The organism is Bacillus sp. OTU530 (assembly GCF_038440375.1).
On the sequence record NZ_JASATP010000010.1, the window covers coordinates 136,100 to 162,835 of the forward strand.

At 37.8% G+C, this 26,736-nt stretch carries 25 protein-coding genes and 3 pseudogenes; 15 read left to right on the plus strand and 13 right to left on the minus strand.

Annotated elements, in window-relative coordinates; genetic code table 11:
* Positions 1-17: 17 nt before the first annotated feature.
* Both pyk and AAHB12_RS10180 read left to right on the plus strand, forming a co-directional pair.
* Positions 18-1,448 (plus strand): annotated as a pseudogene (gene pyk, locus AAHB12_RS10175) (pyruvate kinase); the annotation flags it as partial.
* 100 nt (positions 1,449-1,548) lie between these two features.
* On the plus strand, positions 1,549-2,493 hold the full coding sequence (locus AAHB12_RS10180) for a sugar ABC transporter substrate-binding protein (RefSeq protein WP_342045223.1): 945 nt from the start codon (positions 1,549-1,551) through the stop codon (positions 2,491-2,493).
* A 189-nt stretch (positions 2,494-2,682) separates the two neighbouring features.
* Here the strand turns inward: AAHB12_RS10180 and AAHB12_RS10185 are convergent, their stop codons facing one another.
* The 4 genes from AAHB12_RS10185 to licT all read right to left on the minus strand — a co-directional run bounded on the left by AAHB12_RS10185 (position 2,683) and on the right by licT (position 8,529).
* Entirely contained in the window at positions 2,683-3,852 is a 1,170-nt protein-coding gene (locus AAHB12_RS10185) for an MFS transporter (protein ID WP_342045224.1), read from the minus strand.
* 330 nt (positions 3,853-4,182) lie between these two features.
* Positions 4,183-5,631 (minus strand): glycoside hydrolase family 1 protein, encoded by a 1,449-nt coding sequence (locus AAHB12_RS10190; protein WP_342045225.1) that lies wholly within the window; start codon positions 5,629-5,631, stop codon positions 4,183-4,185.
* 76 nt (positions 5,632-5,707) lie between these two features.
* Entirely contained in the window at positions 5,708-7,546 is a 1,839-nt protein-coding gene (locus AAHB12_RS10195) for a beta-glucoside-specific PTS transporter subunit IIABC (protein WP_342045226.1), read from the minus strand.
* A gap of 143 nt (positions 7,547-7,689) precedes the next feature.
* A complete protein-coding gene (gene licT / locus AAHB12_RS10200) occupies positions 7,690-8,529 on the minus strand; it encodes a BglG family transcription antiterminator LicT (protein WP_342045227.1) in 840 nt (279 codons plus the stop codon).
* Positions 8,530-8,797: 268 nt separating this feature from the next.
* Here licT and AAHB12_RS10205 point away from each other — a divergent pair.
* Positions 8,798-8,935 (plus strand): annotated as a pseudogene (locus AAHB12_RS10205) (TetR/AcrR family transcriptional regulator); the annotation flags it as partial.
* Between the two features lie 80 nt (positions 8,936-9,015).
* Here the strand turns inward: AAHB12_RS10205 and AAHB12_RS10210 are convergent.
* Positions 9,016-9,207 (minus strand): hypothetical protein, encoded by a 192-nt coding sequence (locus AAHB12_RS10210; RefSeq protein WP_342045228.1) that lies wholly within the window; start codon positions 9,205-9,207, stop codon positions 9,016-9,018.
* Positions 9,208-9,319: 112 nt separating this feature from the next.
* Positions 9,320-10,354: an NAD(P)-dependent alcohol dehydrogenase gene (locus tag AAHB12_RS10215; RefSeq protein ID WP_342045250.1), complete on the minus strand. Its 1,035-nt coding sequence runs from the start codon at positions 10,352-10,354 to the stop codon at positions 9,320-9,322.
* A 289-nt stretch (positions 10,355-10,643) separates the two neighbouring features.
* Here AAHB12_RS10215 and AAHB12_RS10220 point away from each other — a divergent pair, with 289 nt between their 5' ends.
* A complete protein-coding gene (locus AAHB12_RS10220) occupies positions 10,644-11,192 on the plus strand; it encodes a TetR/AcrR family transcriptional regulator (protein ID WP_342045229.1) in 549 nt (182 codons plus the stop codon).
* Positions 11,193-11,280: 88 nt separating this feature from the next.
* Here AAHB12_RS10220 and AAHB12_RS10225 read toward each other — a convergent pair whose 3' ends face one another.
* The 3 genes from AAHB12_RS10225 to AAHB12_RS10235 form a co-directional block, all read right to left on the minus strand.
* Complete coding sequence (locus tag AAHB12_RS10225; protein WP_342045230.1) at positions 11,281-11,970, minus strand: DUF4405 domain-containing protein; 690 nt, start codon at positions 11,968-11,970, stop codon at positions 11,281-11,283.
* Positions 11,971-12,055: 85 nt separating this feature from the next.
* A complete protein-coding gene (locus tag AAHB12_RS10230; RefSeq protein WP_342045231.1) occupies positions 12,056-12,805 on the minus strand; it encodes a cytochrome P460 family protein in 750 nt (249 codons plus the stop codon).
* Between the two features lie 467 nt (positions 12,806-13,272).
* Positions 13,273-14,358: an alpha/beta hydrolase gene (locus tag AAHB12_RS10235; RefSeq protein WP_129726706.1), complete on the minus strand. Its 1,086-nt coding sequence runs from the start codon at positions 14,356-14,358 to the stop codon at positions 13,273-13,275.
* 302 nt (positions 14,359-14,660) lie between these two features.
* Between AAHB12_RS10235 and AAHB12_RS10240 the strand changes: the two genes are divergently transcribed.
* Together AAHB12_RS10240 and AAHB12_RS10245 are read left to right on the plus strand one after the other, a co-directional pair.
* On the plus strand, positions 14,661-15,029 hold the full coding sequence (locus AAHB12_RS10240) for an SDR family oxidoreductase (protein WP_246040174.1): 369 nt from the start codon (positions 14,661-14,663) through the stop codon (positions 15,027-15,029).
* Positions 15,030-15,031: 2 nt separating this feature from the next.
* Positions 15,032-15,757 (plus strand): RibD family protein, encoded by a 726-nt coding sequence (locus tag AAHB12_RS10245; protein WP_342045232.1) that lies wholly within the window; start codon positions 15,032-15,034, stop codon positions 15,755-15,757.
* A gap of 93 nt (positions 15,758-15,850) precedes the next feature.
* Here AAHB12_RS10245 and AAHB12_RS10250 read toward each other — a convergent pair whose 3' ends face one another.
* From AAHB12_RS10250 to AAHB12_RS10260, 3 genes are all read right to left on the minus strand, one after another.
* A complete protein-coding gene (locus tag AAHB12_RS10250) occupies positions 15,851-16,114 on the minus strand; it encodes an HPr family phosphocarrier protein (RefSeq protein ID WP_129726565.1) in 264 nt (87 codons plus the stop codon).
* Between the two features lie 51 nt (positions 16,115-16,165).
* Entirely contained in the window at positions 16,166-16,657 is a 492-nt protein-coding gene (locus AAHB12_RS10255; RefSeq protein WP_342045233.1) for a hypothetical protein, read from the minus strand.
* Positions 16,658-17,361: 704 nt separating this feature from the next.
* The gene (locus tag AAHB12_RS10260; RefSeq protein ID WP_129726567.1) at positions 17,362-17,907 is read right to left on the minus strand and encodes a TetR/AcrR family transcriptional regulator; all 546 of its coding nucleotides are present in this window, start codon (positions 17,905-17,907) and stop codon (positions 17,362-17,364) included.
* Positions 17,908-18,426: 519 nt separating this feature from the next.
* Here AAHB12_RS10260 and AAHB12_RS10265 point away from each other — a divergent pair.
* The 3 genes from AAHB12_RS10265 (at position 18,427) to AAHB12_RS10275 (ending at position 21,074) form a co-directional block, all read left to right on the plus strand.
* Positions 18,427-18,996, plus strand: coding sequence for a cyclophilin-like fold protein (locus tag AAHB12_RS10265; RefSeq protein ID WP_205650873.1), 570 nt, complete (start codon positions 18,427-18,429; stop codon positions 18,994-18,996).
* Positions 18,997-19,021: 25 nt separating this feature from the next.
* Complete coding sequence (locus AAHB12_RS10270) at positions 19,022-20,212, plus strand: MFS transporter (protein ID WP_342045234.1); 1,191 nt, start codon at positions 19,022-19,024, stop codon at positions 20,210-20,212.
* A 154-nt stretch (positions 20,213-20,366) separates the two neighbouring features.
* Positions 20,367-21,074: an SDR family oxidoreductase gene (locus AAHB12_RS10275; protein WP_342045235.1), complete on the plus strand. Its 708-nt coding sequence runs from the start codon at positions 20,367-20,369 to the stop codon at positions 21,072-21,074.
* 341 nt (positions 21,075-21,415) lie between these two features.
* On the opposite strand, the gene tnpB is transcribed toward AAHB12_RS10275, so the two are convergent.
* Positions 21,416-22,516, minus strand: a complete 1,101-nt coding sequence (gene tnpB, locus AAHB12_RS10280; protein ID WP_342045236.1) for an IS200/IS605 family element RNA-guided endonuclease TnpB — start codon at positions 22,514-22,516, stop codon at positions 21,416-21,418.
* Positions 22,517-23,055: 539 nt separating this feature from the next.
* Here tnpB and AAHB12_RS10285 point away from each other — a divergent pair.
* From AAHB12_RS10285 to AAHB12_RS31735, 6 genes and pseudogenes are all read left to right on the plus strand, one after another.
* On the plus strand, positions 23,056-24,249 hold the full coding sequence (locus tag AAHB12_RS10285; RefSeq protein ID WP_342045237.1) for a glycerate kinase: 1,194 nt from the start codon (positions 23,056-23,058) through the stop codon (positions 24,247-24,249).
* 117 nt (positions 24,250-24,366) lie between these two features.
* The gene (locus AAHB12_RS10290) at positions 24,367-24,687 is read left to right on the plus strand and encodes a YciI family protein (RefSeq protein ID WP_446715541.1); all 321 of its coding nucleotides are present in this window, start codon (positions 24,367-24,369) and stop codon (positions 24,685-24,687) included.
* Positions 24,684-25,723: pseudogene (gap, locus tag AAHB12_RS10295) on the plus strand (type I glyceraldehyde-3-phosphate dehydrogenase). Before AAHB12_RS10290 ends, gap begins: the two are co-directional and overlap by 4 nt.
* Entirely contained in the window at positions 25,699-25,851 is a 153-nt protein-coding gene (locus AAHB12_RS10300; RefSeq protein WP_342045238.1) for a GapA-binding peptide SR1P, read from the plus strand. The pseudogene gap and the gene AAHB12_RS10300 overlap by 25 nt, the downstream one beginning before the upstream one ends.
* A gap of 214 nt (positions 25,852-26,065) precedes the next feature.
* The gene (locus AAHB12_RS10305) at positions 26,066-26,248 is read left to right on the plus strand and encodes an aspartyl-phosphate phosphatase Spo0E family protein (RefSeq protein WP_342045239.1); all 183 of its coding nucleotides are present in this window, start codon (positions 26,066-26,068) and stop codon (positions 26,246-26,248) included.
* A gap of 254 nt (positions 26,249-26,502) precedes the next feature.
* Complete coding sequence (locus AAHB12_RS31735; protein WP_446715542.1) at positions 26,503-26,673, plus strand: CAP domain-containing protein; 171 nt, start codon at positions 26,503-26,505, stop codon at positions 26,671-26,673.
* Positions 26,674-26,736: the final 63 nt, after the last annotated feature.

A 26,736-nucleotide genomic window follows, 5' to 3' on the forward strand; every position in this document is an offset into this window, starting at 1 on the left:
ATATCCGGAGGTATGTTATGCGTAAAACGAAAATTGTATGTACAATTGGCCCTGCAAGTGAAAGTGTTGAGAAATTAGTACAATTAATAGAAGCAGGAATGAACGTAGCTCGACTTAATTTCTCACACGGAAGTCATGAAGAGCACGCGGTTCGTATTCAAAATATTCGTGAGGCTGCTAAGCAAGCGAATAAAACAGTAGCCATTCTTCTTGATACAAAAGGTCCGGAAATTCGTACACATGACTTTGAAAACGGACAAGCTGAACTGAAGGCAGGCGCAGAAGTTGTGATTTCTACAAAACAAGTGCTAGGAACAGTAGAGAAATTCTCCGTTTCCTATGAAGGGCTTTACGATGATGTAGAAGCCGGTTCCCGTATCTTAATCGATGACGGTTTAATTGAACTAGAAGTACTTGAGAAAGTAAGTAGTGAAATTCGCACGAAAGTATTGAATAGTGGTGTAGTTAAAAATAAAAAAGGCGTAAATGTGCCAAACGTAAGCATCCAGCTTCCGGGTATTACAGAAAAGGATGTACAGGATATCATATTCGGTATTGAGCAAGACGTAGATTTTATCGCAGCCTCATTCGTACGTAAAGCATCCGACGTACTAGAAATCCGTGAATTAGTAGAAGAGCACGGTGCAACGCACATTCAGATCATTTCAAAGATTGAAAACCAAGAAGGTATTGATAACATTGATTCTATTCTGGAAGTATCTAACGGCTTAATGGTAGCACGCGGCGACATGGGGGTAGAAATCCCGCCTGAAGAAGTCCCTCTTGTCCAAAAGTGTTTGATTCAGAAGTGCAATATCTTAGGAAAGCCGGTGATTACAGCTACACAAATGCTGGATTCTATGCAGCGCAACCCACGTCCGACACGTGCAGAGGCAAGTGATGTGGCAAATGCAATTTTTGATGGAACTGATGCCATCATGCTTTCAGGTGAAACCGCTGCAGGACTTTACCCGGTTGAATCCGTAAACATGATGGCAACCATTGCATCTCGCGTAGAGCGTTCGTTACAATATCAAGACGCGTTCCGTAAGCACCTAAAAGAAACAAAACCTACAGTCACAGATGCAATCAGTCAATCTGTAGCACATACAGCCATTGCACTAGATGTAGCAGCGATTGTAACGCCAACAGAGAGCGGCTATACAGCAAAGATGGTTGCGAAATATCGTCCGAAATCCCCGATTGTGGCAGTTACATTTGATGAACGAGTATGCCGTAAGCTAGCTCTTATATGGGGAGTACAAGCTTACCTTGCGAAGGAACAGGTGAATTCCACAGATGAACTGCTAGAAATAGCAATACAGACAGGAATAGAGACAGGAACTATAAACAGTGGTGATACAGTTGTGATCACAGCAGGTGTACCAGTTGGTGAAGCAGGTACTACAAACTTAATGAAGATTCATGCTGTTGGTAAATCACTGGCTACCTGGAACTGAGCAGGAAATGTTCATAGGACTATGCTTGTCCTTCACATTGTAAATTTGAAAAATCTTGGCACTACTCCTTCTAGAAGGGAGATAAATCATGAAAAGGAAATGGATCATCCTATTGATTATCACTGTCCTTCTGATCACTTGTATAGTTAAGTTCCTTAGAGCGGACGATAGACCCAAAGTAATCGTTGTTTTACAAGACCTAGACTCACAGTATTCGAATATTATGAAGGTAGGCGCGGAAAAGGGGTTTCGAGAATTCGATATAGATGGTAAAGTTATTGCACCTCCTTACGGCTCAACAGCAGATGTACAGGCAGCTATGATAAACAATATTCTTAAGGAACATCCAGATATACTAGTTGTCTCTCCATTTGAATCACCTGTTGTTCTATCCAACTTAAAAAAGGCCGTTGAAACTAAGACCCCTGTAGTGTTACTAGACACAGATGTTCCTTTAAAAAATAGAACCATTCATATTGGTGCCGATAATTTTGAATTAGGCAGAATAGCAGGGGAATTATTAGCTTCGCAGCTGCAGCCTAAAGATGAAGTTGTCCTGATTGCCGGAGATTTAACCAGTACAGTTTTAAATAAGCGGATCCAAGGGGCTACATTTAGTTTAGAAACTGCAGGAATCAAAATTGTAGAAAAGCTGGTAGAATTACCATTTAGACCTTTGGACGTTAAAGAAGAAATGACAAGGATTTTACAGCAGTATCCTAATATAAAAGGTGTCTTTGCCATAAATGACGTCATGGCATTAAATGCCTTAGAGGTTATTAAGAAGCACGGGAATAAAGTACCAGTCGTAGGAACAGATGGAATTACTAAAATGGTTGAGTCAATTGAAGATGGAACTATACCTAGTACCGTAGCACAAAACCCTTATGATATGGGGTATATAAGTGTTGAAACCGCATGGGAAGTAATAAAGGGAGAAAGAGTTAGAAAAAATATTGATACAGGTGTAGATATTATTACTAAAGATAACGCGAAGTTGAAACTAGATTTCCTAAAAGAAGTGTTAAAATGAAGCCTCATCAGTAGTTATTAATAAAAAATTACCATATAAAGTTAATAATCTGAAATAAAAAGAACCATTCTCATCATAACCTGTTTGAGAATGGTTCTTTCGGTGTTTCGTTTCCATACGATATAATGACTTGTTTTTGTTTGCTGACTATAAAGCTTGAATTCCCCCTAGCCTTCCATACCTAATTCATTATCTAGAAAGCTGTTGTGTAGGAGTAAACATGTAGGTTCTAAGTAAAATAGTTACCAAACTTAGTATCAATGATAGGATTCCCACCAATACGACGTACCCGGTACCTAATTCTGATATAAATAATCCACCTACAGCGGCACCAATTGTTGTTCCTAAGTTAGCGGATGTTAAAAATAAGCCATTAGCGAAATCAGGAGCCTCGGGAGCTGAAGACATAATCCAATATTGATTAATATTCGCTCCTATACCAGCTAATATTCCCCAAATTAAAGTAATGATTGCCATAGGTAGGGTAAACTGTCCTGTGAAGAATAATATGATGTAAACAGCCCCCAATACAAAAGGAAAAGATATTACAGATTTGATGGCACTATGAGTAAGTAACTTCCCTGCCACAATGTTTCCAATAATATTGGCCCCACCGTAGATGAATAACATTAAACTAATTGTATTCGGAGACATATTCGTAACAGTTTTTAGATACTCTGCAAGATAACTATAAACTCCAAATACGGCTGAGTTTAATAAAATAACAGCCGCAATGGAAAGCCATGTAATGGGCTTTTTTAATACGCTTAATTGTGCACCGTAAGAAAGTTTTTCCTTAACAGGCATCGATGGTACAAATAATACTGTAGCAATGAATACTAGAGCATTTACAACGGCAAAGAATGACATAGCCATTTCTAAAGAAACGGTATTAGCAATAAAACTTACGATTGGTACACCGACTACCATACCCGCAGATACTCCTATAAATACTTTAGAAACAGCTTTTGGAGCCTCTTCTTTGCTACCTGAGGCAGCAGCTACTGTAAAGGCCAACGAACAATAAATGGGATGAAAAAAGGCTGGAACTACACGAGCAAGTAATGCAATGGTAAAGTTAGATGTAAAGATGGAGACAATGTTCCCCAGAACGAAAACACCAAGTACGAGTAACATGACCTTCTTCCGATTTATCCCCGAAAACAATAACGGCATCGTTGGACCTGCTACTGCAACAGTAAGGGCAAAAAGACTCACCAGCAATCCTGCTTTTGAAACACTGATATGAAAGTGATCAGCAATAGCAGGTAATATCCCAATAACCCCCATTTCAGTATTAATAATTCCGAAAACCCCTACGGTCAATATGAATATAAGTAAATTATTTCGTTTAGTCATACAATCCTTCTCCTAAGTCTTGAAGTTATTGAGGAGGAAAACAAGTCTGGACGCCATGTCATAATGAATTCCACCCTCCAAATAGATATCGTTTTTCTACAAAACAGTGTAAATAAAGTTGTCCTGTTTTTCAGCTTGGATCTACTACACTTATTTTGGCAACAAAGCACATGAATTGGATAAGGAGATGCAAGTGTCTCCATTTATTTTTAAAAACTCCCTTCTAGAAATAATGAAGGGAGTTTTTCCGTGCTACTTATCTAAACCTGGTTTAGTTCTTCTCAAAGCAATGCGAATTAGTTTAACAAGGATATAAAAATGATAAAAGTTTTATATGTTTGCTCCATTTGTTGCAATTACATCTTTATACCAATAGAAAGATTTTTTCTTTATACGATCGAGAGAACCGTTTCCGTTATCATCTAAATCAACATAAATAAAACCATAACGTTTGCTCATTTCTCCTGTAGAAGCTGCTACTAAGTCAATACATCCCCAAGGCGTATATCCTATTAAATCAACTCCATCTTCCATAGCTTCGTGCATAGCAATAATATGTTTTTTCAAATAATCGATTCGATAATCATCGTTAATTTCACCATTTTCATCTATTTCATCTTTTGCACCGAGCCCATTTTCAACGATAAACAAGGGAACTTGATAGCGATCCCAGAGATCATTCATCGAGATTCTCAACCCTAAAGGATCAACTTGCCATCCCCACTCACTAGCTTCTAAGAATGGATTCTTAACTCCTTGCATAAGATTTCCTGACGCTGGATCGCTCTTTTCAGAATTGGTCTCATTAACTGCCAAGCTCATGTAATAACTGAATCCGATATAATCCACCGTATTGTTTTTTAGAATCTCTAAATCTCCATCTTCAATTTCTGGAGCTTTTGCATTGTACTCTTTTAGTAATTGATTGAAATAGCTTGGGTAGTATCCACGAACTTGAACATCACTCGTAAAATAATCAAAAGCTCGTTGCTTGAATTGGGAAGCAAACTGATTTACAGGATTCGAATCAAAAGCATATAACGGGGCATAAATCTGCATACACCCTACTTGAATATCTTCTCTTAGCTCATGAGCAATTTTTACTACTAAAGCACTCGCAACAAATTGATGATGCCAAGCTTGAAACCGATTTGTATAGTCTTGAGCGCCTGAAGATACAATCAGCCCTTGAGATAAAGCCGGAAATTCCATTGCAGAATTGATTTCGTTAAAAGTCATCCAATACTTCACTTTATTAGCAAATCGTTTCAAGACAACTTTTGAATAATTTTCAAAAAAACCAATCAGCTTTCGGTTTTTCCAGCCACCATAAACTTTTGCCAAATGAACTGGCATTTCATAGTGAGAAATTGTTATCACAGGCTCAATTCCGTATTTTAAACATTCATCAATCAATTCTTCATAGAAAGACAGTCCAGCCTCGTTAGGCTCTACTTCATCACCCTTTGGGAAAATTCGGCTCCAAGCAATTGAAAACCTGTAAGCTTTAAATCCCATTTCTGCAAATAAAGCAATATCTTCTTTAAATCGATGATAATGATCAATACCCAGATGGTTTGGATAATAGTATTTGTTTGGATCTATCTCCCAATCAAAGTCCGGTGAAGCAATGATTGAAAATCTATCCTTACCTCTAGGCATTGTATCAGCCACAGATATCCCTTTACCATCAACATCAAACGCGCCTTCACATTGATTTGCTGCAGTAGCTCCGCCCCATAAGAAACCTTCTGGAAATTTCATTTTTTCGTTTCTCATAATTAGTATCCTCCGTGATTATAGTTTAATTATTGGGAAGAGCAACTAGGTCTCTTCCCTATATTAAAAAAGTGCATTAAATGACTAATGTTAATAAACCATCATTTTCTTGAACAGTTTCTTTATTCATTTCGATAATATCGATATAACGATCTGTATTTGTGATAATAATTGGAGTAGTAACTGGGTACCCAGCCTCTTTAATTTTTTCAATATCAAAATTAACTAATAGATCACCCTTGTTTACCCGATCTCCCTGTTTAACGACCGGTGCATAATATTTTCCTTCTAATTGAACTGTATTGATTCCAATATGGATTAATATTTCTGCTCCTTCGTCTGACGTAATCCCAATTGCATGTCCTGTCGGAAAAACTGTTGTAATCGTACCGTTCACAGGTGATACAGCTTTTCCCACAGTTGGTTCAATTGCAATCCCTTTTCCCATAGCTCCTGATGAAAACACTGGATCATCCACATAGGCCAACGGTTTAATTATCCCAGTTAATGGGCTGACAATTGCTTCTTGTTTTAGCATTGTCTGTCCAGCTTCTACCCTGGGTTCTTCCACTTCTACTTTCTTTTTATCTTCATATCCAAAAATTACTGTCAGAATCGTTGCAACAGCAAAAGCAGATAGCATAGCAATAATGTATGATACTAGTGGTGAATAAATTGGAATACTTAAAACAGATGGAAATGCATATGCCATTGATTTTGCTCCAACTAAACCACTAACTCCTCCTCCGACAACGCCAGCTATTGCGACATAAGGAATTGTACGTTTGTAACGAAGCATTAGCCCATACAGAATTGGTTCTGTTATACCTGACAAAAATCCAGGCAATAACGTAGATCCAGCAAGTGCCTTTACTTTTTTATCCTTTGTTTTTAAGAAAATCCCAAAGGCCAAGCCTATTTGTGCAAATACAGCTGCGGAAACCAATGCAAGTATTGGATCCCCACCCTTAGCCAAATTCTCAAGAATAAACGGAGTGAAGCCTGTGTGGATCCCAAGTAAGGTAAGGAAAGTCCATCCACCACCCATTAAGGCGCCTGTCAAGATTCCACTCTTAGAATATAGAAAATTAATAAATACTCCAATGCTATTCCCAAAATAGACTCCGAAAGGACCAAATGCCATTACCGTTAATGGTACGATGATAATCAGAGACAACATCGGAACCAAAAACATTTGTAAATCTTTGTGAATGATTTTCCTAAGGAACCGATCTAAAACAGCATAAATACTGACTGCGATAAAAACCGGGAACACCGAAGAAGAATAGTTCATCAAAACAACCGGTATACCAAGAAAATGAGTAATATCACCTTGATTCTGCAGCAGGCTAGTAAAATTCGGATCTAATAGCGCAGCCCCAATCATTCCACCTACGTATGGATTTGCGCCAAGCTTTGAAGCAAGGGTAATGCTTAGAAAAATGGGAAGGAAGAAAAAGATTGCATCCCCAGCCGCTACTAAAATAGAGTACGTTCCACTTTCCGTAGATAATACCCCTGTCATTGTTAAAAGAGCTAGCAACGCTCTAAGCATCCCAGCACCAGCAAGGGCTCCGAGCAACGGAGAAAAACTTCCTGAAATAACTGCAAATATTTTTGCAATAACATTTCCCTTTGATCTTTCTGATGATTCTTTTGCTGTACTACCTACATTTGCAATCTTTATTACATCTTTATAAACCTCGGAGACATGGCTCCCAATGACAACTTGAAATTGCCCACTATTCTCTACAACACTGAGAATCCCATCTAAATTTTCAAGATTTTTCTTATCAGCCTGACCATGATCTTTTAATGTAAAACGTAGACGTGTCGCACAATGCACAACACTAATTATGTTTTGTTCTCCACCGACCAATTGGACTATCTCTTTCGCTAAGCCTTGGTAACTCAATTTCTCCACCCCTTATTTCTTGTTAAATTCTAACCTTGCTTAACTGTTCGTATGGTAAAAAGGCTTAATAAAAAAAACCTAAATCAAACAATCCATTTTGAATGTTTGATTTAGGTTTTGCCCGTTAGGTTACAACCCTAAGATCATCCGTTATTATTTTTTACTACTCTTTCAATATGAATTGTTAAATAAATCATTTCTTCGTCTGTTAATTCGTATGTGTAAGAGCTTTCAATAAACCTCTTTATTTTCTGTGAACACTTATGGGCCTCTGGATATTTTTCCTGTATTACATGGTATAAGCCATCATCTGTTGTGCTGTTGTAATGATTGCCCTTGACTAGACGTTGTGCGAAAAACTTAAGATGAGTAATAAAACGATAGAATGGTAAAGAATTTTCATTAAACTCGATCTTAAAATGATATTTAACCATCGTTAATATTTCTTGCATAACCTTCGTCATATTTTTTACAATGGGCATCTCTTCATTCAATTCAGCATTAACAATATGAAGGGCTAAGAACCCTGCTTCATCCTCAGGTAGAATGACGCCAAATTGTTCACATACCATATTTAATGCTTCTAGTCCAATCTCATATTCTTCTTTGTATAATTGCCTTGTTTCCCATAGTAATCCATTTTTAATAGGTAAATTATTTCTATAACGCTCAATTGCAAAGTATATATGATCAGTTAAATGAATATAAATGCTGTCGTTTAACTTCTTACCTAACTTTATTTTTGCATACGCAATGATTTTTTCAGATATTTCCATATATTCAATTGGCATATCAGCAATTAAGGTCTTGAACTTTTTCATTATATCTTCGTTTTCTAAAGTGAAGACTTTATCTATTTGTTCCTGATTAACCTCCTCTCCAACTTGTTTTTTAAAAGCTATTCCTCGTCCGACGATAATGATCTCTTGTTTATCTTTTGTTGAAATAACTGCATTATTGTTTAATATTCTCTCGATTTTCACTGTATACCCCCCAGATTTATACTGTATCCCCTCCAATAATAGAAAAAGGCAAAACCCCTACCTTTTTCTAAAGTAATCGGTTTTGCCTGATTTAACAGTAACAATCCGTTCTGTATGCGTTTACCTTAAGACATTGATTTATCAACATCTGTTTATAATTATAAATAAAAACCGGTTGCATACAATGGATAAATTAGCGCATTTCGTTGATTATTCAACATATCAATCAAAATTGTTGATTATCTTGAGAAAAGATTGGGGAACTAAAATGTCTAAAGTGGCTAGAAGAATACTCAAAAGCCAAGCAGCCATCAAAATAGCTGTTACTGAATTGATGGCTGAAAAAAGTTTTGATGACAGAGCAGATGTTAATAGAAGAACCATCTATCTTCATTACACGGACAAAAAAGAAAAAACCTACATGATGAGGAACACAGGATTCCTCCATATAGGCTATTTGTTCAGGCATTACAGAAACCGTAGTTATTAGAATTTATTGTTGTTCTTCGTTTTTGAATTAACATTATTGTTATTAATGAATTGAGCATCATTTTCAGGAGCAAACTCATAATTTACGTTGCTTACATTTTGTTCAGTGTTATTATTGTTGTCGATGTGACTTAGGACCAGTTTTGCAAAATTACCCTTGTTACGCGCAACGTTTTTCTCTTGGCTCATAAGAAGTCCTCCTTGGTATTAGTAATAGAATATATGAATTGAAAGCTATATGGTTTAAAGAGTTAATTAAGCATAATTTCAGGTGAAACTATAGATAAATCACCTTTTAGAATTACATAGTTGATATGTCAATAACGAATCGATAACGCACATCACTGCGTAGAACACGCTCATACGCTTCATTTATTTGGTCAGCACGGATTATTTCAATCATAGGGTTAATACCATGTTCAGCAGCAAAATCTAGCATCTCTTGAGTTTCGCGAATTCCACCTACAAGGGATCCAGCAATGCTACGACGTTTCATGATTAAAGAAAACACATGGTACTTATCTGCCTCAGCTGGCGCACCGACATTTACAAGTGTTCCATCTACACGAAGCATAGATAAATACGCATCAACGTCAAGATTTGCGGACACTGTGTTTAAGATAAGATCAAAACGACCAGCCAACTCGGTGAATGTAGCGGGATCACTGGTTGCATAGTAATGATCTGCACCCAATTTTATTGCTTCATCTTTCTTATTTATACTTTGACTCAAAGCAGTTACTTCAGCACCCATGGCATGCGCAAATTGAACTGCTACGTGCCCAAGACCTCCCACTCCCACAATGGCGACCTTCTTACCTGAACCCGCGTTCCATTTTTTCAAAGGAGAATACGTAGTGATACCTGCGCATAATAGTGGTGCTGCCACATCCAAATTTAGAGCATCTGGAACACGGACAACGAACCTTTCCTTTACAACAATTTTTTGGCTGTATCCTCCATATGTTGGATTCCCATCGTAGTCTAATGAATTATATGTGTTGATAACACCTTTCGTACAAAATTGCTCTTCACCGCTGAGGCAGTATTCGCATTCTCCGCAGGAGTCAACAAAACAGCCAACGCCAACTCGATCACCAATAGCAAATTTTGTAACTTCTGTTCCTACTGCCGCCACAACCCCAGCGATTTCGTGACCAGGAACCATTGGGAAGATGCCACCGCCCCATTCACCGTGTGCACTGTGAATGTCGGAGTGGCAAATACCACTAAATTTAATATCAATTAAGATGTCGTCCGGTCTTAATCCTCTCCGCTCAATAGTAGTGCGTTCAAATGGTGCTTTTGCACTCGGAGCACTTAAAGCACCAGTCATAGTTGTGTTTTTTTGATTATTGGACATAAGAGACAACACAATCCTTTCTTGTTAGCACTGAATGATTCCGATGAACAGTAATAGAATCTCACATATCCAAGTACCTATACGGAATAAATATTGACTTCGCCCAGCAAAGAAAAACATCATTGATTGATTAACCAACACTTGTTTATAATTATAAATAGAAACACAATGCCCCCAATGGTCAAATGAACGCAATTCGTTGATTACTCAACAAATCAATAAACATTGTTGATTATTTTCAGGAAAGTCTGGTGACCAAACAATGTCAAAAGTAGATAGAAGAATAATCAAAAGCCAAAAAGCCATTAAAAAGGCTCTTATCGAACTGATGTCTGAAAAAAGTTTTGATAACATTACCATTCAGGATATTTCTGACAGGGCAAATGTGAACCGCGGAACCATCTATCTTCATTACTTAGATAAATTTGATTTATTAGATAAGATGATAGAAGAACATATAAACGAGCTTAAGGAAACAAGTGAATGGGCATGTCAAGAGGAATGGATAGATGCAATTCAGATCTTTTTCGAATACTTTGAGACTCATTATTTATTCTTTTCGACCATGTTAACCAGTAAAGGAGCAGCCCCTTCTTTTCGGAGTAAGTTCCTAGAGTATGTTATGGAAGGGTACGAGAACGAGTTGCGCAAAACAAATGGAAAAAATGAAGGTCTAAGTGAAGATGTGATTGTTCAATTTGCTGGAAATGCTTACGTAGGGGTAGTGGAATGGTGGTTAAAGAATGGAATGCCTTATCCCCCTCGTGTCATGGCAGAAAAAGTAGGGGATTTGTTAGACAGAATTGTATAAAACTTCCCTAAGACAAAATATTTTAATAAGGGCATTAATTCATTTCTTAGTTAATGCCCTTTTCATTCTTTCATTTGGCCAATCAATATCAGATTTTTTGAACTGCTCTTTGTTCCTGTCTCTGAATGAATTTCAAAGCATAATGTGTCCCACAAATATAGATTCCTATGATAGATAGGTGATCAATTAAAAATCTTATAATAGAATCATCATTGAACCAATTACCAAAGGGGTTATAAATAGTTAGCTTAGAACCCATATCTCTCTCGAAGGAGGAATGCACCCCATAGATTACAATTAATACCGCCAAAATACGCAACGCAATAGTGCGAGCACGGCTAGTACCGGTCAATCCAGTCATCCTCCGCGCTGAATTCATAATCATTCCCCATGATAATCCTATATGCACTGCCATGATGATAAATCCCCAATAGGCAGTCTGAACATGTATTTGCCGTAGCATCATGTCATTATTTATAGGAATAAAGGGAAATAAATCACTGGAAATCAACACAGCACTTATCATCATCAAGGCCATAGTTGCAAGAAAAAGCAGATTGATTCCTATTTGTAGAATGCGCCGTACATTATGTTTTCCCTTTAAAATCGTTTTATACCAATGTCGATTTAAAAAGTTATGGACAACAAATAATAAAAGTACCACAACTCCAACGACTTCATGAATCTTATTTCCGGTAATATAGTAAGCCATTGCTATTAACATGAGTACTGTCATAACAAGGTCATTTACTAGCCTGAATAACACCTTTTGATTCAAAGCATTCTCCTCTTTCTATTTAATTAATCATCAGATTGTGTTTCTATAGTGGACATGCAGGTATCCTTTAATGGCAACACATCCATTAGTTTTTATATTGTTGTAAATACATCGTCAAAAGAACATCCTGAATTTTTTTTGCTTTTTCCTCATCATCTATTAAATTACTTTCTCCTTTATTTACATCCTTAGAATCATTCATATGAGCAGATAGCTCACGTACCTTCCAGTTCTCCGTAGGGATAGCTGCGATTGGGGTTTCTGTACTGCTGTTCTTTGATTGTGAAATCTCTCCCAAATCAAACTCTTTCATCTGGTCCATCGAATTCACATAGTCATCTCTTAACTGATTCGCGTGGCAGGCAAAGCAACGCTCAATATTATCTTTAGCTACCTTTCTGTCAGGAGTAAAATGCTGGAATTCCCATTCCCCATTACGTTCTTCCGGCGAATATTGGGAGCCCCAGCCAGTACGCTTTTCCATCACTAAATATTGGTCGATCTCTCCATCCTTATATCCTACAAGAGTAATAACGGTGCCGCTCGGAAGTTCCTCTCCGTTCTGCGCTGCTTCAATCGCTTCCTTACTATTTATATAGATGTCCTCATGAATATCTCCTCGATCGTAAGTGGCAAACACGATCCCCTTTTTAAGGTCTTCAGGGAATTTAACAAGGTTAGCCCCAGATCCAATCTCGGCGTATTCTCCGGACTTAGCCTCAGAGGAGTTCCCCTCTTGTTGAGAAATGTCCTTTGTATAATTATCATTGTTGTTGCAGGCAGTAAGGGTGAGGGTTAGCAGCAACGCAAATGAATGAAATAATCGTTTTTTCATCCCGTTTTCCTCCTTCAAGTTTCGTTTTATTGTCTCGTAAATTCATCATGACTTGGCTTCTATCTGACTCTTAATCCAAGTTGAATAGCGTTGTCTTTAGATGGTAAGAGAATTACTTTCATACTGACTCCCTCTCTATTCGTTATATCCGCCAAGCATAAAAAACTCCAGCATATGGTAATGAGTAACACCGCCCCTTCAAACCTACATAGCATATGGAATTCTATTCAGATAAAGAAAACTCACCGATTGGCGAGCCCTGCCCTTGGGTGAAGACAGAGGCATAGTTACCCTTATACCTTATTTCTAAAATCTCTCGCTACGTCGAATGGTCTCCCAGCTAGAAATTTATACTTGCTTAAAGTGCAAAAAAGTGTGAACCCCGACAAGATATGCAGGATTCACACAGCTTTTTCAATCAAAGCACCATTGGCACGCAAAGCCCTCTACAATCTTCAACACAAGCCTTATTGTTTCTTCAGATTTTCTTTGAAGAAGGATGTGAGCTTGTCAAAAGGGATTAAATTCACCCGGTCGTACAGATCCACATGACCTGCACCCGGAACAATGTAGAGTTCCTTCGGTTCGGCCGCCAGCTTGTAGGCGTCTTCGCTGAACTCTCTGGAATGAGCGTTTTCACCCGTAATGAAAAGCATCGGACGAGGAGAAATCGTCTCTATGTCTGCGAACGGATAAAAATTCATGAATTTGACGTTACTAGTAAGCGTCGGGTGTGTCGTGAGTTCAGGTGACGAGCCCTTGGGAGTGAATTCACCTCTTGGAGTGCGATAGAAGTCATAAAACTCACGCTCAATGGCAGTAGAGTTTTCATTTAGTTCATGTACTGTCCCACTGGTGTATTTGGTTTTACCACCTGTGAACTCCACATAGCGTTGCTCCGCTGCCTCTTCGAGAATCTTCTTTCTCTGCTCGAGAGTCTGCGAGTGTTTAAGCCCGTTACGGTTGGCGGCACCCATGTCGTACATACTGACTGTCGCAATGGCTTTCAAGCGCGGGTCGATCTTGGCTGCGCTGATGGCAAAGCTCCCGCTGCCACAAATCCCAATAACACCAATCCGTTCCTTGTCAACAAACGACCGGGTACCTAGGAAATCCACCGCAGCACTGAAATCCTCGGCATAGATATCCGGCGAAACAGCGTTACGAGGCTGCCCCTCACTCTCTCCCCAGAAAGACAAATCCAAGGACAAAGTAACGAATCCCTGTTCAGCCATTTTCTGGGCATACAAATTCGCACTTTGTTCTTTTACTGCGCCCATAGGATGCCCGACAATGATCGCGGGATTTTTGGTATTCTTCTTCAAGCCTTTGGGAATAAAAAGATTCCCTACAACATTCATGTTGTATTGATTTTTAAACTCAACCTTCTTCATAGTTACCTTGTTGCTCTTGTAAAAGTTGTCTGCTCCATTGGACAAGTCCGGCGTATATGCAGCGACAACGCTGGTCTTGGATGCAACGATGGTCACGGATAAAAGCAAGACCAGTGCTATCACTGTGAGTACACGCGTGATAATAGATTTTTTTTTCATTTTAAAATAACACCCTTTCTTATTTTTGTTTTGAAAATAATTCTTTTGCAACCGCCTCACGAAGTTTTGCCTCCTTTGACGATTCCATGAATGATTCTTTCAACATCTTCCCTCCCACTTGCTGGTCACTAAAATTTGAACAACTATTTAAGCTACTTCGATTTAACTAAATGAGATGTTCTAAAAAACAAAAGCTCATTTATCAACATTTGTCTATAATTATAAACAGCAGCAGGATGCTTACAATGGTTAAATGAACGCGATTTGTTGACTATTGAACAAATGAATTAAAATTGTTGAGTATGTTCAAGGAAGTTTGGTTTATTACTGGTGCTTCTAGTGGAATTGGAGAAGTTACTGCAAAAGAGCTTACGTCTAAAGGTGCTAAGCTGGTCCTAACGGCTCGTCGTGAAAACCAATTAAAGAAATTACAAGAAGAGATTCAAAACAACAGTGGACAAGCTATATATAAAGTAGCAGATGTCTCTTCACATGAACGGATGGAAGGGTTGGCTGCATATACACTCGAAAATTTTGGGAAAATAGATGTATTAGTCAATAATGTTGGATTAATGCCCCAATCTTTTCTTTTCAAGAAGAAAATTGATGAATGGGATAAAATGATCGTACATATTTCTGGGGCAGTATTTTATCGTTTAAAGGGGTTGTAAGCTTGGAAAGACCGTATATTATTTGCCACATGGCAACTTCATTGGATGGGAAAATCATTGGAGATTATTTGAAAGCGGAACGAGCAGCTGTTTTTACAGAGGTATACGAAGAAATCCATGAACGTTACAGATCTAAAGCTTGGATGTGTGGTAGGGTTACCATGGAGGAACACTTTACCTTTGGACATAAATTAGATTTAAAACACGAAGACATCCTACCTATCCCTAGAACTGATTACGTTGCAAACAAAAATGCTGAAAGTTATGCTATAGCAGTAGACCCCTCTGGGAAATTAGGATGGACTGAAAATTCAATTGAGTCATGGAATGAGCATAGGACAGATGACCACATAGTAGAGGTACTTACAGAGCAAGTATCTGATGCTTATTTAGCTCATCTGAGAAAAATAGGTATATCTTATATTTTTGGTGGGAAAGAACACTTAAATTTTACTGTCGTAGTGCAAAAACTAAAAAGTCTATTTTCAATCGATAAATTAATGCTAGAAGGTGGAGGCTTTTTAAATGGCTCCTTTTTAAACGAAGGATTAATTGATGAATTGAGCCTGCTTTTAGTTCCAATTGCAGATGGTGCCTCTAACTCTGTAACACTATTTGAAACGAGTTCTTTTCTAAACAAAGCGAATCCAGTAAATTTCTCCTTAAAAGCACTCGAAAAACTGGACGACAGTGGACTATGGATAAGGTATGTAACAAAACGTGATTAATCATCATGTAACATAATTCCCAAATGTTTGTCTTTCCACCTAGAGAAGATATAAATCGTCTGAGGGAGAACTCCTATCTTCATTGGATAAATCTTAAATTTTGCTCAAATGATCTTCTAGCGATTGTAAAGCCTCATGCTCGTCCATTCCTTCGATCCTTATATGAAATAGAGTGTGAGGTCTAATTCCTAATGACATAACATCGAGGATAGATTGAGGAGAGCCCTTTAATCTTACTGACTTATTCTTATATTCAATAAATATATTCGAATCAAACTGACAAGCAACCCTTACCAATGCGGTTGCTTGCCGAGCAAATCCCGTACTCGTAATTATTTTAAATTGTTTTTCAACCATTGTTCTCGTACTCCTATAGCTCTTTTTTTGAAAAATAAACAATTAAATTTTTCAATTTACTTCCATTACCTCATCCGCAATAGCAGATACATCTTTCCCTTCTATAACAAGGCCTTGTTCCTCTTCTTCTTTCCTTGCCTTTACGTCATAGACTTCTTGTATTAAGTTCGAAGCCGCTTTGCCTTCTGTGGCAATGCCAAGCTCCTCCGCTTCGTTTCTAAGTTTTGTTTCATAAATGGCTTCGAACAGCTCTACCAGCCCTTTGCCTTCCACCTCAATACCAAGCTGCTTTGCTTCGTTTTTCACTTCTATTTCCTGTATTTCTTTTTCTAACAAGAACGTGTTCTTTCCCTCCGTTTGAATCCCCAGCGTTTCTGCTTTTTTCCGAACGGCTTCATCATTTATGATCATAGTTACCTTTTGCTCAGTCGGTGAAGTTATCTGATATTTCATTTGGTGCGCCAATACTTTTACACCACAAATGATAATGAGATTGATTATAAATATCGAAGCTATAAAGAACCAAAGTGTCCTCCTTTCCATACCTCTCCTCCTATACTCTATTCTATATAACTGACTTGAAGTTTCGACCTCATGTATGACTCGCCGATGTTGAAACAAGGATGGATGGAACAAGACCTCTCACCTCTGTAAAACCCATAATCATGACCTCTTTTCCTTATGTAATTTTGGATTTCACGAGGTTTTCCTCCTTTGACGATTCCATGAATGATTCTTTCAACATCTTCATCACTCACTTGCTGGTCACTAAAATTTGAACAACTATTTAAGTTACTTCGATTTAACTAAATGAGATGTTCTAAAAAACAAAAGCTCATTTATCAACATTTGTCTATAATTATAAATAGCAACAGGATGCTTACAATGGTTAAATGAACGCGATTTGTTGATTATTGAACAAATGAATCAAAATTGTTGAGTATTTTGAAGGAAGTTTGGTTTATTACTGAAGCCGAGAGAGGAATGGGCGCACATATCAACAAGGTCAGTGTGAAAGAAGCCCCAAGTCGGGAGTCAATACTGTCAAAATCCCTCCAGATTAACTGGAGGGATTTCATGTTCACATAAGCACCGTTAGAGAAAGTAATTTCATTTGATTTATGTAACATTGGCACCCATTACTTTAAGTACAATCTATATTTTAATGAATAGTAAGAGACAATACCCTAGTAAAAGCCTCTTCTAAAGGAATTGTCCCTTTCTTCTTCACTAATGTAAGGGACATTTTATACAATTCTCTCTAACAAATCCCCTACTTTTTCTGCCATGACACGAGGTGGATAAGGCATTCCATTCTTTAACCACCATTCCACTACCCCTACATAAGCATTTGCAACAAATTGAACAAGTACATCTTCATTTTGACCATAGTTTTTTCCTTTTGTTATGTCCACATCATGCTTGAACTCTTCGATATTAAACTGAAGGAACCGACTACGAAAATAAGGAGCCCCTTCACTCGCTAACATCGTCGAAAAGAATAAATAATTACTCTCAAAGTATTCCATACAATGTACAGTCGATTCTATAAAATCCATTTCAGCTGCCGACTCGCAAAAATTACTCATGTTGTTTATATGTTCTTCCATGATCTTATCTAATAAATCAAATTTATCGGAGTAATGAAGATAGATGGTTCCTCGATTCACATTTGCCCTGTCAGAAATATCTTGAATGGTAATATGATCAAAACTTTTTTCAGACATCAGTTCGATAAGAGCACTTTTAATGGCTTCTTGACTTTTGGTTATTCTTCTATCTACTTTTGGCATTGTTACGTCACCAGACTTTCCTAAAGATAATCAACAATTTTGATTGATTTGTTGAGTAATCAACAAATTACGTTCATTTAACCATTGAGAGCATCGTGTTTCTATTTAATAATTATAAGCAGATGTTGATTAATCAATCAATGATGATTTTCTTTACTGGGCGAAGTCAATGTCCACCATTATAGTTGCAAATGAATTGTTTTTAAAACAACAAAGAAAGGATGTTATTTAGTATGTCTAATATTCAAAATAAAGTTGTTATTATTATGGGTGCACACACCTGAAACTGTAGCGGTAAGCGAAATCCTGATTCGTCCAACGAAACAAATTATCTAATGGATGTTGCGATTAACGAAATAATTATTCGTCCTACAAGACAACTTCCATAAAATCTCCTAATGAAAAAGTTGCCCCACAGCTTGTTGGAAGCAATTTTTTACTGATGATAGTTTCGTGATAATCTTTGTTCATCTATGTTATTTCCCAAACAATTGTAAGAATAAATAAGGAGACGTTTTGATGGGAAAAGGAGTTAAATCTAAACTTTTGTTTATATTGGTTATTTCATTATTTCTAACAGCTTGCAGCAGTAGTCATAATGAGAAAAACATTAATGGAGATGATACTGCAAATACAAATTCAAGTGGTGAGCAAGCAGTTAAAACTGATGAACCGAACGAGCAGGGTAGCAAGGATTCTACAATTGATAATGGAGGGTTAGTTAGTATGGAAGATGTTGCAATAAAATTAACGTTTAACAACGAGGAAGTAATTGTGAATATGTATGATAATCCAACAAGCAGAGATTTTGTAGCACAACTTCCGTTAACAGTAACCTTCGAAGATCATGCAAGAACTGAAAAAATTAGTTACCTACCAAAAAAACTATCTATAGAAAAAGCGCCATCAGGCAGTGAACCTTCAGTCGGAGATTTCACTTATTATGCTCCCTGGGGAAATTTAGCTATATTTTATAAAGATTTCGGGTATTCAAATGGACTTATTCAATTAGGCAAGATTCAATCTGGAGTAGAAAAGCTTGAAAGTATGAAGGGCAATTTTACAGTTCAAATTGAAAAAATTGATTAAAAGGAGAAATTAGGAGGTATATTTTTTGGCTAAACAAAACAAGTTGCTCATATTTATATTAACCATCGGTGTTTTCGGCATTCTAAATACGGAAATGGGGGTTATTGGGTTATTGCCTTCCATTGCTGATCACTTTCATGTCAGCATACCAAAAGCAGGATGGCTGGTGAGTTTTTTTGCCCTTGGTGTTGCAATATCTGGTCCTATTATGCCGTTATTATTTTCAGGTATAGATCGAAAGAAGGCTATGTTACTTGTACTTGGTGTTTTCTTGTTGGGGAACATAGTCTCCCTATTTACAGCTAGCTTTACCATTACATTAGTGGTTCGTGTAATATTGGCCTTTTTTCATCCTATTTATTGTTCTTTGGCATTTACAGTAGCTGCTTCCTCAGTAAGTAAAGAAGAAGCTCCAAAAGCCGTTGCCAAAGTATTTATAGGCGTATCTGCTGGTATGGTAGCCGGCGTACCAATCGCAAGTTTTATTGATAATACCGTTTCATATGAAATGGCGATGGCATTCTTTGCTATTGTGAATGCTATTGTATTCATTGCTACATTGATTTTTGTACCGTCTATGCCTGTTGAAGAAATACTTTCTTATGGTACACAACTTTCTGTATTAAAAAAACCCATTATGTGGATTTCTATCGTGACTGTCATTTTGTTAAACTCAGCTATATTTGGGGTTTATAGTTATCTTGCTGAATATCTGAAAACAGTAACGAATATGTCTCCGAATACCATAAGTTTAACGTTATTCATCTTCGGTGGAGCCAATATTATTGGAAACATTGTCGCAGGAAAGTTACTTACTCATAGTGCCACCAAATCCGTAGTATCTTTTCCTTTGTTATTGGGTGCTGTTTACATTATTTTATTCTTCACAGGACAGTTTACCGTACCTATGGCAATGATAACTCTAATTTGGGGAATATTAGCTGGAGGCATAATGGCAAATATTAATCAATATTTGATTGCGTCTTCAGCTCCTGAAGCGCCTGATTTTGCCAATGGATTATTTATATCATCCTGTAACGTAGGAACAACATTGGGTGCAGCTGTAGGCGGGGTATTTATATCAGAAATAGGTACCGGGTACGTCGTATTAGTTGGGGTTTTATCGTTACTATTGAGTTTGGTATTTATTTTAATGAGAAACCACATGGGTAGTAGTAGTGTACAAAACAACCTTTTAGATAGGAAATCAATTTAACTTTTTTAGGGTTTACTAATCATTATTGATTTATCATTCCTGTTCTATTTGCTTTCAGGATTTCTAGGTGTAACTTAATCAAAGAACGGAACAATCTAAAAGTACTAACTACCTTAGCCCAGGTTATCCGCAGACGAGAAATGGAGAGTTTAAAATGGTACATGAAAAACAAGTTGCTCTTGTAACCGGTGGTAATCGAGGAATTGGATATGAGCTAGTCAAACAATTAGCTTTGAAAGGTTTTAAAGTCATTTTGACAAGTCGAAATGCAGAGAATGGTCATGAAGCTGCGCAAAAACTTAAGCAGTCAGATCTGGACGTTTCCTTTGTGGTGATGAGCGTAGACAACCAAGAAAGCATCCACCAAGCTGCGATTATAGTAAATGATCGGTATGGAAGATTAGACGTATTGATTAATAATGCTGGCGTTTATTTGGATGGGAATCAAAAGTTATTAAATATGGAACCGTCCATTCTAGAGAAAACAATGGCAACTAATTTCTTTGGCGCTTACCATGTCATTCGTTCCTTTATTCCCCTCATGGAAAAACAAGGCTATGGGAGAATTATTAATATTTCCTCAGAATATGGAGCGATGAGCGAAATGTCATATCAAGGAGTAGGCGCTTATAAATTGTCTAAACTTGCTCTAAATGGATTGACACGATTGGTAGCTGCAGAAATCAATGGTGATATCAAAATAAATGCAGTCGATCCAGGATGGGTAAGCTCAGATATGGGCGGACCATCTGCTCCAAAAACGCCAAAACAAGCCGCTGAATCTATCCTTTGGTTAGCAACTATTGGACCAGAAGGACCTAATGGGGAATTCTTTAGGGATGAAAAACAAATCGAGTGGTAACATTACTGTTTATAATAATAGACCCAGCTTATTGTTTAAAATGAATTACAGAAAAAAATCTAATTTAGGGAGACCTAAAGCTACTTTTACAAATCAATTTGTAGAGGCATACCAACGATGGAAAACTGGCAACATCACAGCTGTTACAGCTATTGCTATTGAACTTTCCAATAGAGAGAAAAGCATATTCTTTGAATTACCCCCAGTTACTCACTACGTTCGTTGAACGTGGGGGATTCCTAAGTACAGAAGCCTCTCGGCTCCTAATGAATTAGGCTACGCCCGTCATTCCGACGGTTGGCAGTCCAAACGACTTTGTAGCAAGTCTCCTGCAAGGTGAATCAGTTTGCGATTGCTAAGTCCTTTATATTTTTGGAAGCATTGATGTCAGCGTTGTCTTCATGACCGCAAGATACACACTTGAAGGAGGCTTGTGTTTTGCGGTTCTCTTTCGCTGTATGACCGCATACATTGCATGTTTGTGACGTACAATGTGGATTCACAGCTATGACTTGCTTCCCATACCACTTTGCTTTGTATTCCAGCATCTTGCGAAATGTTGACCATGATACTTCGCTAATTGCTTTTGCAAGATTGCCGTTTTTGAGCATGTTCGCTACCTGTAAATCTTCAATCGCTATGACATCGTGGTTTTTGATGATGTGCGTTGAAATTTTGTCCAAGTAGTCCTTTCTCGCATGAGCAATCCGTTCATGAATGCGTGCTACCTTGATACGTTGTTTATTCCAATTGGAAGAACCTTTCTTACGTCTGGACAGAATGCGCTGTGCATGAGCCAACTTCTCCTCTAATGTGCGAAACCATTTTGGATTGGTAAACACTTCACCATTGGAAAGGATGGCAAAGTTTTTTAAACCCACATCAATTCCTACACTGGAATGAGTTTTAGACAGTTCCTGCACTTCTGTTTCGACTAACAAGGATACAAAGTACTTGCCAGAAGGAGTTCGTCTGACAGTAGCGTTCAGGATACGCCCTTGCACCTCACGACTGTTTGCAAAACGAATCCAACCTAACTTCGGCAATTTCATACGATTGCCTGCAATACTTACTTCAGGAAGCTGATTCTTCTTTTCAATATTTGTCGTGTAAGATTGTACCTTATTTTTCTTACTTTTAAAACGCGGGGCTTCATTTTGCTTCTGAAAGAAACGGTCAAATGAGTCCGCAAGATGCTTCAAGGATGATTGCAGAGAATGTGAATCAACCTCTTGTAACCAAGTGAATTCTTTTTTCAGTTGTGTAAGTTGAGAAGAGCAAGCACTATATGATAAGCCTTTTCCTGTTGCTTGATATGTCTCGTTCCACAAAGAAAGGAAGCGATTGAAGACAAAACGACTGCAACCAATTGTTTTCGCAATCAGCACTTCTTGTTCTTGATTTGGATATAAACGAAACTTATACGCTTTGTTGGTTAACATTCTCTTCACCTCGTCTCTTTCCAAGATAATAAACGATCATACGTTCTATTTATGTTTTAACAAATTCCAGTACACGATGAAAGAATTTTTTGCTTCGCAAAGCTGAAATTCACCCCCTACTTATTTCGAGGCCACTGAAAAAGTGTGTGATTTCGGTAAATAAAGAAACTTTTATCAATATACAGAAAATAAAAATAAGCTAATCCTCTGCATATAGTAGGTGGTCAGCTTGTTTTTCTCTTTAAGTGGACTTTTTCAGTGCCCTCCTTATTTCTGGGTTCATCCCCTTCAAGAAATTGAAGTAGGGGTACTCTTTCAGCAAAATCTGATAGATAGCCGAACAGTTAGAAGTCAGCATGAATCATAATACTGTTTCTAAAATTCAGTTAAACTTTATCTTGCTCTTTTACTTCAGACGCTTTAGTTTGAAGTTTTTTTGTTACCGGAACCAAAATCTTGTCTAATTCTTTGTTACGTAGCCCGTAACATCTTCATTTTACTTCATCTATAATCAGAAATAAGTAAAGGAGGTCTTAAAAATGAAGGTTTTAATTGCTATCGATTCATTTAAAGGAAGCATTTCTTCCATAGACGGCAGCAAAGCTATTTCTTTAGGAATAAAAGATGTGGACCCTGATACAGAGATTGTGACCCTTCCTTTAGCGGACGGCGGAGAAGGGACTGTAGAAGCGTTGGTCCAAGCAACCGAAGGACGATTTGTCACAAGGGAGGTAATAGGACCGTTACATGAGAAGGTTGATGCTGTATACGGTATTTTAGGAGATAAGAAAACAGCAGTGATTGAAGTGGCGGCAGCATGTGGTTTACCACTTGTTCCTTCTAACAAACGCAATCCATTTGTTACAACTACCTATGGAGTTGGTGAACTGATTTGCGATGCGATTGATAAAGGATGCCGCGAATTTGTCATCGGGCTTGGAGGAAGTGCTACAAATGATGCAGGTGTTGGGATGCTTCAAGCATTGGGCTTTAAATTTCTAGATCAGTATAATGAAGAAATCGGTTGGGGAGGAAAGGAACTGCAAAATATCCACAAAATCGATGTCACCGATATACACCCTGAGCTCAAGGCTTGCACATTTAAAGTAGCTTGTGATGTGAACAATCCTCTTTATGGACCAAACGGAGCAGCTTATATTTTTGGTCCCCAAAAAGGTGCAACAGCAGAAATGATCAAAGAGCTGGATCAAGGGCTTGAAACCTTTGCACAGAGTGTTTTGCATGAGCTAGGTATAGATATTCATAATATAGCTGGTGCAGGAGCTGCTGGCGGGCTTGGAGCTGCATTTGCGGGCTTCTTACATGCAAATCTCCAGTCTGGCATCCAATTAATTTTAGATCTCATTGCAATGGAAGAAAAGATGCAAGGTGCCGACTTTGTTATTACAGGGGAAGGGAGGTTAGATGGACAAACTTCAATGGGGAAAGCCCCCTTAGGTGTGGCACAATTAGCGCATAAACACCATATCCCAATCATTGCACTAGCAGGCGGGATTTCAGAAGACACATCAGCCTTAAATAAACTTGGCATAACGTCTTATTTCTCTATTATGAATGCACCAATGTCCCTTGAAGAAGCAATGGATTCAAAAGTAACTTTTGATAATTTGCGATTTACTACTAAACAATTATTTCGATTGATTCGAGCAGTTCGTCCGGACAGTTCGTCAAAGTCTAAGCGAACATTGGCAGTTCCATTGAAAAACTCATAACAAACTCAACAAAGAAGCCTTATATCAGTGTATTGATTACCTGTGTCCTCTTCTTGAAATTAGAATGCATTATTACATTTCAATTTCTTCGGACAAAGTACAAAAAGTCAATTTAATATGGCAAAACGGAGGCTTGATAAGCAAATGAAGTATTTTATTGTTTTTTTACCGATGTTGGATGAGGAAAAAAGTCAGGAATATCGCCCGCAGCATCTTGGTTTTTTAGCAAGGCTGCGCAATGAGGGGAAGATACTTGCTAACGGAAAGTTTGTTGACGGTACTGGAGGACTGGTGATCTACATGGCTAACACATTAGGTGAAGTAGAAAGTCTGGTTCGGCAGGATCCTTATATTATTCATGGGGCAAGATGTTTTGAAATTCACGAGTGGGAAATGGTTAGCAACGTTTTTAAAGACGAAAGGAGAGAATCACTATGATGAGAAAAGTAGGTATTAGTGGTACAGGAAGAATTGGCCGGATGTTGATTAGGAAGCTACTATCTACTAAGCATAATCAACTAAAGTTAGGAGTCATTAATTCCACTTATCCTGTAGAAACAGTAGCTCATTTATTAAAATATGATACTGTACACGGAACATGGGACGCGAATATCTCGATCCAAAATGGAAGTCTCTTAATTAATGGGGATCTCATTCAAATTGTGTATCCCAACGTAATCCAGAGAATATTCCATGGGGACAAATGAATGTAGATATTGTAATCGATGCTACCGGAAAATTCAATGATCGCCAGGGTGCACAAAAGCATATAGCAGCTGGGGCATCTACTGTCATCGTCACGGCACCTGGGAAACAGATGGATTTAACTGTGGTTATGGGAGTGAATGATGATCTGTTGGATCTTTCGAAGCATACTATTTTATCCGCAGCCTCCTGTACAACTAACTGTGTCGCCCCAATTTTAAGTATTTTGGACCAAGCTTTTCAAGTTAAACGAGGATGGATGACAACCGTTCACTCTTATACTTCTGATCAAAAACACTTAGATAATCCGCATAAAGATTTACGAAGAGCACGAGCTTGTACTCAATCCATCGTTCCGACCACAACTGGAGTAGGAAAAGCACTTACTGATGTTCTTCCGCATCTTGCTCCTCATATTGAGGGAATATCCATTCGTGTTCCTACCCAGGATGTCTCTTTAGTTGATCTCACTGTTCAAGTGGCACGTGAGGTATCAATAGATGAAGTGAAATCAGTATTTCGTACAGCAGCAAAGGAAACTCTCTCTCATTATGTTAACTATATAGAGGAACCGTTAGTATCAGCCGATTTTATAGGATGTGATAAGTCAGCAGTTATAGATGGGCTTTCCATCATGGCAGTGGAAAATCAAATTAAAGTATTAGCCTGGTATGATAACGAATGGGCTTATGCTTGCAGAGTTATCGAATTGGCACAAACAGTAAACGAAAGGATGGGAAAGACATGTCAGTCTTCGTTGGTTCTGTAGCATTAGGCGCCATTGTATGTAAATGTTGTGGAAAGCTTATCGACACTGTAGATACAGAAAAAGTCGTAATTTATTACTCGAGATGCAGTCGAGAACAATGTATCAATGAAGAGGAACAGAAAAAATAAAAGTTTAAGGTAAGATTGAAGTTCAAAATATAAGGTATTTACTTTTGGTAAATCATTAAAGAAAAATGTAAGCGGTTGCTATTGTGTGAAAAAATTTCATTTATTTGTTTTGATAGAACTATTTTCCTGCAAAAGGTAGGCCTTTAGATCCAATTTTCCGTAGTTTGTAAATTTGCTTCTGTTTGGAATTGTAACAAGTGAAGGTGATAAAAAGATGAATCAGAATTCATATAAAGTATTGTCAGTTCAAATTGAACATAAAAGAAAAGAAATGATCTATTTAGGCCATCGATATGGGTTAACATCTCCAGAGGTCATCCAGGCAAGCCAGCAATTAGATTGCCTTCTCAATAAAGTCGATTACTTAAACAGTCCATCTCTTTTGAAAGCAATTTAATTAAATAAATATATTAAAATATCTGTCCGCAAATTTTTTGTTTCTGATTTAGTGTAAGGAAATCAAGATTATTAACTTTCAGAAAATGTATCAGCAGACAACCTTCGTGTTTTAAGACAAACAAAAACACCCCTCCTGGCTGTTGGAAAAAGAGGGGCGCAGTGTAGCTTTAAAGGGAAATGAACTAGTGAGTCAGAGTCAGGGAGTCCTTGTTTATTTCTCCTTTATTCCATAATACTCCTTACGAAATTTTTATGGGTTGGTTTTGTAGTCCAGGGCATTTTACAAATATGACAAACAGACAATACGATAGAATAGGTGTTGGTTTTGCACCAAGTTCTGCTGCTGTTGACAATGAATCTAAATGGGTTATGTGGTTAGCTAGTAGTACAAATAATAACCAATTCAACTGTTTTTCAGCTTGATGATTTGAAAACAGGAACTGATATCTTACGTAAACAGACAGCCTCAAAATGGCTGTTTTTTTG